This is a genomic window from Nodularia chucula CCY0103 (assembly GCF_963923915.1).
GTDB lineage: Bacteria > Cyanobacteriota > Cyanobacteriia > Cyanobacteriales > Nostocaceae > Nodularia > Nodularia chucula.
In genome coordinates this window covers 68,346-76,034 of record NZ_CAWUOL010000012.1, presented here as the reverse complement: position 1 = coordinate 76,034, position 7,689 = coordinate 68,346, and the positions used below count along the sequence as shown (strand labels likewise).

7 protein-coding genes are annotated in these 7,689 nt (G+C 40.9%); 2 read left to right on the top strand and 5 right to left on the bottom strand.

Going from position 1 to position 7,689, the window contains the following annotated elements:
- Nucleotides 1–145 precede the first annotated feature (145 nt).
- Complete coding sequence (locus ACM0OP_RS06090) at nucleotides 146–517, top strand: hypothetical protein (RefSeq protein ID WP_414527499.1); 372 nt, start codon at nucleotides 146–148, stop codon at nucleotides 515–517.
- Between the two features lie 372 nt (nucleotides 518–889).
- Here the strand turns inward: ACM0OP_RS06090 and ACM0OP_RS06085 are convergent, their stop codons facing one another.
- Together ACM0OP_RS06085 and dnaG are read right to left on the bottom strand one after the other, a co-directional pair.
- On the bottom strand, nucleotides 890–1,468 hold the full coding sequence (locus tag ACM0OP_RS06085; RefSeq protein WP_414527498.1) for a Uma2 family endonuclease: 579 nt from the start codon (nucleotides 1,466–1,468) through the stop codon (nucleotides 890–892).
- A gap of 58 nt (nucleotides 1,469–1,526) precedes the next feature.
- Nucleotides 1,527–3,446, bottom strand: coding sequence for a DNA primase (gene dnaG / locus ACM0OP_RS06080; RefSeq protein WP_414527504.1), 1,920 nt, complete (start codon nucleotides 3,444–3,446; stop codon nucleotides 1,527–1,529).
- 127 nt (nucleotides 3,447–3,573) lie between these two features.
- Between dnaG and tftA the strand changes: the two genes are divergently transcribed.
- Complete coding sequence (tftA, locus tag ACM0OP_RS06075; RefSeq protein ID WP_414527497.1) at nucleotides 3,574–4,926, top strand: hormogonium tapered terminus morphoprotein TftA; 1,353 nt, start codon at nucleotides 3,574–3,576, stop codon at nucleotides 4,924–4,926.
- Nucleotides 4,927–4,942: 16 nt separating this feature from the next.
- Here tftA and ACM0OP_RS06070 read toward each other — a convergent pair whose 3' ends face one another.
- The 3 genes from ACM0OP_RS06070 to ACM0OP_RS06060 all read right to left on the bottom strand — a co-directional run bounded on the left by ACM0OP_RS06070 (nucleotide 4,943) and on the right by ACM0OP_RS06060 (nucleotide 7,548).
- Entirely contained in the window at nucleotides 4,943–5,716 is a 774-nt protein-coding gene (locus ACM0OP_RS06070) for a hypothetical protein (RefSeq protein ID WP_414527496.1), read from the bottom strand.
- A 97-nt stretch (nucleotides 5,717–5,813) separates the two neighbouring features.
- Complete coding sequence (locus ACM0OP_RS06065; RefSeq protein WP_414527503.1) at nucleotides 5,814–6,221, bottom strand: hypothetical protein; 408 nt, start codon at nucleotides 6,219–6,221, stop codon at nucleotides 5,814–5,816.
- 73 nt (nucleotides 6,222–6,294) lie between these two features.
- Nucleotides 6,295–7,548, bottom strand: coding sequence for a glycoside hydrolase family 10 protein (locus ACM0OP_RS06060; RefSeq protein ID WP_414527495.1), 1,254 nt, complete (start codon nucleotides 7,546–7,548; stop codon nucleotides 6,295–6,297).
- Nucleotides 7,549–7,689: the final 141 nt, after the last annotated feature.

The window sequence follows — 7,689 nt, the reverse complement described above, 5'->3', positions numbered from 1 at the left end:
ATTCCTTGTCACTCTCTCCTGGTAGGCATTTATGATTCGCGGATGAGTCTATTGGGATTTTGACTGGTTAAGCCTATGGCAAAATACTAGTTTTGAGTGTCAAAATATCATCAAACTGGTTTATCAAGGTAAAGTATGGGGATTAGTGAGATATGGTCTTTATCCCTATCCTGGATTTCCCAAGTACCTAGAAATTGAACATATAGAAGCCCATCCTACAAGTCGAGGTGAGGTGGCTGAAAGGCTTATAGAACCAATCGGTAAATGGTTAATCTGGTATGCAATAAAAGTTGGATTGAAATCTTGTCAAACAGAACCAGACGATCCGCTAGTAATTCTGTCAGCTGTAGACGAAGCTGTGGCATACTACAGATATAAGATAGAGATGGAATATGTTGGGGTCGCACCGAGCGCTCCTGGAGAAGACTTATATGGTTTCAGATTCTCACGACAAAAAGCAGCAGTCTTCTGTCAGCGACAAGAAGGCGAATGTGGAGTGCCAAAACCATCTGACTAGCACTGAAATCAAAGCAGGTTCCAAAGTTGCTATGACTCACGCCAAAAGGCAAGCTTTTATGAAAACATCTCCTTTGGGACAATTATTTGGGGTGTCACATTTGCTTCCTGATGTTGAAAATTTAACGAGCCAAAACCATGCTTCCATAGGTCAAGAAAAATTGGTAAATACATTATCTGACAACGAACAGAAATTTCACTATGAAATGTTAAAGCTTTGCACAAGAAGTCCTGAGAAGTTGTCGAAAAAACTCTTATCCTTATCCTTATACATAGTCTTGGGTCTTGCGCTCGTAAGTGGTCGAGAAAACCCTTATCGTGGAGAGAACTGTACTCAGTATTGAGTTGAGCATATGGACTCTTAACTCCTGACCTATCCTTTTGGAAATACCTGAGATAAATCCAAAACTAAATTAGAGAAAACGGGTAAATTAACTGTCTCATTAGGCAAGAAAATTAACTTGTGGCGGTAGCCAAATTTATCTTTTAAATCTTGATAAGGTTCGCTGTAGCACTCTAGATAATTATCTATTAAATTAAATATCCAGTAATTATTAATACCCGCTTTTGCATAAAGCGGTAATTTTATATCTTGGTCGTATTTTAAGGAGGAATCAGAAATCTCAATTACCAGCAATATATCAGATGGCTGAGGATGATTTTCCAGATAGTCATCAGGACGATTCTGCACAATGACTAAATCTGGTTCTGGTTCGCTGTCATCTGAGATGATAATTGGTTCTTGTCCTCTCAGAGTAGCCATTTCTGCAACCAGCTTAAATAATTCCCGATACAAACGGGTATTGCAAACCGAGTGCGGTGTACCTTTAGCAACCATCTGGACGATTTCTCCTTGAATTAGCTCAACGCGGTCATTTTCAGCAAAGAAACCGAGTGCTGCGAGACGGTGGTATTCATCTATGGTGAAGCGTTTAGCAGTAGTTAGGCTCATAACAGCTAAGGCATACAGGGTTATTTTATTTTAATGTATTGGCAAGGTATTCACAAAATTAAACTAAATCTGTAATAGAAAATTGGCGTTGACGATCTAATTCTTGTAGTTTCATTTTTTCATTGTAAAAAGATTGATAATAGGATTGCCATTTTTCTGGTTCGGCTTCTGCATCGGTTTGTTCCCACAGTTCTAAAAAGTAACGATAGCGCTTTTCTATTAATACTCTCTCCATACAAGCAACAGCAGCTTGAACGGCTTGGGGTGTCCGCAGTATTTCTTTCTGACTTTTCTCGTTGAGGTGAAATAAATGGGAAATTGAGGTGATTTCTGCCGATGATTCTAAATATCTATCTTGCAAACTGGAGATAATTTCCACCTCTTCTCCTGTGGATTCTAAAATTTTCTGCCACAATAATCTATGGTGAGACAAGCTAAATTCTAAATTCCGTTCTTCTAAAGTATTAAAAATAGTTTGACGCTGTTCGGGACAGTGCAGATAAATTCTTAATAGTAAAGCTTCTGCTAATTCTAAAAGACTTTTATCGCTTGAAGGAGGGGAGTGGGGAGTGGGGAGTGGGGAGTGGGTGAAATTTTTCTTACCAGAAGGTTTATTTTTGGTGGCTGTAGTTGGTGAAATTTGAGTTAACAGATTTTCTACCCGTAGGGGTATCAGTCGCGTATCACCTAAGCTGAGGATTTCGGCACAGTGAGAAACGTAATAATTTCTGGTATCGCTATTATCTATATTTTGCAGTAATTTTACTAGCTGCTGGCTAACTTGCTGAAAGTCGGTAGCTTGTTTTAAATCGCGGTTTTGAATAATTTGGTCAATTTGCCAGTTTAGCCACAGTGGGGCGTTTGCTAGGAGTTGTTGATAGTCTTCTGGTGTATGAGTATACAAATATTCGTCAGCATCTTTACCATCGGGAATATTAACAATTTTGAGTTGTACTTCGCCTTTATATGCTAAGGTGGCGATTTCCCCAATGGCGCGTTCGGCGGCGATATTACCGGCTTTGTCAGCATCAAAGTTGAGGATTAATTGTTTGGATTCGGTGTAACGTAGGATTAACCGGACTTGTTCTATGCTTAAAGCTGTACCGAGAGAAGCTACGGCATTATTAATACCCGCAGCATGAAGGGCGATCGCATCAAAATATCCTTCCACCACCACAGCTTGATCCAGCTTGGAAATTCCGTCTTTGGCTTGATCCAGAGCGAATAAAGTTTTACCCTTACTAAACAGTTCGGTTTCTGGTGAATTTAAATACTTCGGCTGTTCATCACTCAAAGTTCTTCCACCAAAAGCAATGACTCGCCCTTGAAGATCACGGATGGGAATCATCAGGCGATCGCGGAAAACATCATAATAACCCCCTCCCTCCTTCCTCGGCTTAATCAATCCCGCTTTTTCCAGCAACTGCACTGGGTAATGTTTATCTTCCACAAAATAGCGATACAAAGTTTCCCAACCTGCGGGTGCATAACCTAAACCAAACTGCTGAATAGTTTCTTCCTGGAGTTGACGCTGAGATTGTAAATACTGGTATGCTTTTTGTCCTTGGCTTTGTCTGAGGGCGTGTTGATAAAATTGTGTAGTAGAAGCCAGAACCTCATATAATTGTTCACGTAAAGAAATTTGACGCTGTAATTCTTGGCGTTGTTCTGGGGCGAGAGTTTGCACAGGAACTTGATAACGTCGTGCTAAATCTAATACCACCTCCGCAAAAGACTGTTTTCCCACATCCATTAAAAACTTAATGGCATTTCCCCCAGCTTGACAACCGAAGCAATAATACATTTGCTTGTTTTGACTGACTGTAAAACTGGGAGTTTTTTCATCATGGAAGGGACACAAACCCAGAAAATCTTTACCACGCTTGCGTAAAACTACGTGTTCTGATACAACATCAACAATATCAGCACGTTGTTTAATTTCCTCAATTGTGTCTGGGTGTAAGCGGGGAATTTGCATTCTGTTTGATGACTTCTTAGCTTTGACTGCTGTGAATTTACCCACTGATAGGTATTATATTCTTGTTGCCAAGTCAACAATCATGTATAAAATTGCTTCAGATTAATTTTTAGAGGAAATACTGACAATGGGACGTATTTTTATTTCAGCAGCCCACGGAGGGAAAGAAGGCGCAGGTATCGATCCTGGCTCCATCGCCGGGGGGACAACCGAAGCCCAAGAAATGATTTTGCTGCGGGATTTGATTGTAACAGAATTGCGGGGGCGCAGTTTTGACGTTTTAGCCGTTCCCGATGACCTCAGCGCCGCCGAAACCATCGCTTGGATTAATGCGCGTGGTAGTCGGTTAGATGTCGCCCTAGAAATCCATGCTGATACTGCTAGTAGTCCTAGTGTTAGGGGTGCAGCTGTCTATTACATTGCTAATAATCTAGAGCGGAAGAATAATGGCGAACTAGTGTTAATGGGGCTATTGCGCCGTGTAACTCAATTACCCAATCGAGGTGTCAGGCCGGATACAGAAAGCGGTTTGGGAAGTTTAGCATTTTGTCGTCAAATCACCATTCCATCCTTATTAATGCAAGTTGGCTTTCTCAGCAGTCCAGAAGACCGCTTTTTGCTACAAAATCGTCGCCGTGATTTTGCCTTGGGAATTGCTGATGGTCTAGCCTCTTGGAGTCGGGTAATTAACCCTAATAATGTCACTCCCACAGAACCAAATTATCCGTCTATTAATATTAATATTAATGGTCAGAAATATCCAGAGCAAGGAATATTAGTTAACGGCAATTCTTACATTCCCATTGATTTAGTAGATCAACTGAGAATCGATGTATCCACCTCCCCAAATGTGAATCGCATTAATTATCGACAAATAGTTTATATCAAAGCCGTTGATTTACGAGATTATAATGTGGTTATTGGTTGGGATGGTGTAAGCCGTACAGTTGAATTACGCTCAAATTTATTAATTTGTGTTGATAAACTTGACCAGATTATGTCGCGGGGGATTACATCAGAAGTAGAATTACAATTATTCCTGAGAAACAACAATGAAAACGCTTTGGTAAATTTTGCCGACTTACCAAAGTTGTATCGGGAAGAAGGTAATGCAGAAGGAGTTAACTATGATCTGGCTTTCTGTCAAATGTGTTTAGAAACAGGATTTTTACGGTTTGGTGGTGGGATAAAATCTGAGCAAAATAACTTTTCTGGGTTAGGTTCTATTGGCGGAGGTGCAGAAGCAGCATCTTTTCCTAGTGCTAGAATTGGCGTGAGAGCGCATATTCAACATTTAAAGGCTTATGCTAGTTTAGAACCTTTAGTAAATGAAGTTGTAGACCCCAGATTTAGGTTTATTACTAGAGGAATTGCCCCATCAATTTATCAAATTTCTGGACGGTGGTCAGTAGATTTAGATTATGGCACAAAAATCTTCTCATTGATGAAAAGATTGTATGAGTCAGCAAAACTTTTGTGATGTTGTCACTGGGGATTTAAGCTGATTTAAAAAAGCGGATAATTTCCCGCACATGGTCAAGAAATTGCCCATCTGTAGAAAGTTGCGCGATCGCACTTCTAGCTTCTCTAGCTAAACTTTCGTGTTCCACTTGATTTGTAGCGCGTAATTCTGCTAAACTGGCTTTTAAGCTGGCTAAATCCGTGCGCGTTTCGTCAGCCAAGCGTTGCTGAGTTGCAGGTAATGAGTAACTGAGTTGCGGGTTAAGTTGTTCTTCTAAACGTCTGACTGTATCCTCTAACTGATAAAAGCGATTACGCAGTTCCATGACATCCTCACGCGGATATTGAAACTCTTGGCGAATCATCATCAACCGTGCATAAAGATATTCATAGGCGCGGATAGCAGGACGCAGAACGGTTAATAACAAAGCCGCACCAGAACTGATATAGCCCACAGCACTGATACCAGTAGCAGCTAGGGTATAAAGACCTACTGCTGAAAATAAATGTAAAGCAATGGCTACCCAGAGCGATCGCTTGGCTAAAACCGTGACATAATTAATTTGTTTGGCATCTACAGGAATTTCTTTATCTGTAGATTGTTCTGCTGCGGCTAAAACTTCCTTAGCTTGAAAATGCACACTCCAAGGTACAGTCACAATTACCAATAACCACCAAAAACTTGCGCCCGCAATTACCCAGTCCAGAAAGCTACCAGCAGGTATTTCCAACCATCGCAGTCCACCGAAACCCAGCAGCACCGCGACGATAATCAGTAAGGTAGAATTAATAAAAAAGCTGAAATTCATATCGCCTCATCCCTGGTGAAACTATCACCTCGATCATGGCTATATCTATGAATTTATACCGTCAAGCCTATGATAGTTCCTAGACTTGCACATCAACTTAAAGAATTAAATAGCTGCGCCAACCTTTGGGAATTACAGCGCTATCCTCTTCTGGAAGCAACAAGCGCCAAGATTTACCCTCTTGCTGAATTTGCAGATAAACATCAAAAGGTTGTTGCAGTTGTTGCAACTGTCTATTAGGGAAGTGCAGAATTAAATCGTAGGTTCCCCGCACGTGAAAAGCAGGTAAACTGGCAATAGTTAACGGTTCTTCCTCACGGATTCTTAAACGTTTAATTTCAAAACTTTCAGAATGCAGATCCAACTTTTGATTCAATTCTTCTTGGGTTTGCTCAACTTGGAGTGCGATCGCCTTTTGGACTAACTCAGGAGTTGGTAGCAGCCCAATCGTACCACACCCTGCCAACAACACCAGTAAAATCACCGTTACCAAAAGCCGCACTATTTTTACTCCATATACCACCCGCCAGCGATAGTATACACCCAAACTCAGATTTTTCATACCCCATACTTGGGCGTTAACCTCCGCGCCCCTCTGGGTTGACAAACTCTGGTCTCATAGCCCTTTCCGCAAACAACTTCTGAAAGACATTCCGCCGTACCTGCGCTGATTCTGGCGTAATTCTACCCCATAGACTTTCCCAATAAAAAAACGAAACACCAGGAAAATTGCGATCGCGCACAGTATTCACCTGCTCCTTAATTTGAGCAATACTCACAAGAGTCTTAGTAGTTCCCGTTAATATCCCCACACCCACAGGAATCCGACTGCGCGCCAACTTCACAGCTGGTTGTTCCAACTCAGTCATAAAACTGCTTTCATTATTACGATATACCTGCAAAATCAACTCATCCACTAAACCCCTTCTCACCCAACTTTCCCAATCTTGCAGATAGTATTTATAAGCAAAACTATGTGAATTAGGCGACAGCGATATAATAGCATCAGGCTTAATCGCCTTCACACTTTGATGAATTTCCGCCATAAACTCAGTAATCTTGTCAGCACGCCAACGCATCCATTGGGGATTAAAAGGATCACTAGGCGGACTTTTACCATTATGTTCCTGGCGATAAAGATCCACAGTAAAAGGATCATAACCCAATCCTACAGGCATTCCAAAATGGTCATCCAACTGAATCCCATCTACATCGTAATAACTCACAACTTCCACAATTAGCGCCAAAATAAACTCCCGCACCTTGGGATGGAACGGATTCAGCCAAGCTTGTTTATGCGCCGAATTATCGCCTATTTCTTCTAGAGGAACTTCTGTAGTAGATTTTATCCCTTCCTGACCCATAGTTAGCCAATGGGGATAACGCTGTGCCAATTGGGAATTAACTGGAGTCATAAAACCATATTCAAACCAAGGAATCACACTTAAACCTTGAGGTTTAGCCAGTGTAATAATCTTAGTTAAAACATCCTGTCCACCGTGGATTAAATTCAGAATCGGGTCAGCATCTGAACCTGTAACAATTTTCGCTATACTACTTTTATAAAAAGTATTCCCTCGATTCCAAACAACAGGATAGATCGTGTTAAAATTCAGTGCCGCTAACTGATTAATAGCGCGATTAATACCCCAAGGTAAAAATAGCACACCACTGGCAACATTAGTTAGCCAAACCCCACGAATCTCTGTTTGAGTCGCTAAACTTTTCTGCTGATTAAAAACTGGTTGTGAACGAAAAGAAAAAACCGTTAAGCACAGCATTAAACTCAAGCACAGGATATAAATAAAGCCACGTCTATTCCACCGATTCATTTCTGAGCTTGACTTAAATTAAGAGCAATACTTTTCACTACGAATTAAAATCCGATTTTTCCGGAATATGTAGACATAATATCATAGAAACTACACCTGAATGCAATTTCAATAAATAGAATACAGCAGCTTTCCCAGAAA

Bases quoted from the DNA above. Each gene is read 5' to 3' on its own strand.
- tftA (WP_414527497.1), top strand. From the start codon at position 3,574: ATGGGACGTATTTTTATTTCAGCAGCCCACGGAGGGAAAGAAGGCGCA.
- ACM0OP_RS06070 (WP_414527496.1), bottom strand. From the start codon at position 5,716: ATGAATTTCAGCTTTTTTATTAATTCTACCTTACTGATTATCGTCGCG.
- ACM0OP_RS06085 (WP_414527498.1), bottom strand. From the start codon at position 1,468: ATGAGCCTAACTACTGCTAAACGCTTCACCATAGATGAATACCACCGT.
- dnaG (WP_414527504.1), bottom strand. From the start codon at position 3,446: ATGCAAATTCCCCGCTTACACCCAGACACAATTGAGGAAATTAAACAA.
- ACM0OP_RS06060 (WP_414527495.1), bottom strand. From the start codon at position 7,548: ATGAATCGGTGGAATAGACGTGGCTTTATTTATATCCTGTGCTTGAGT.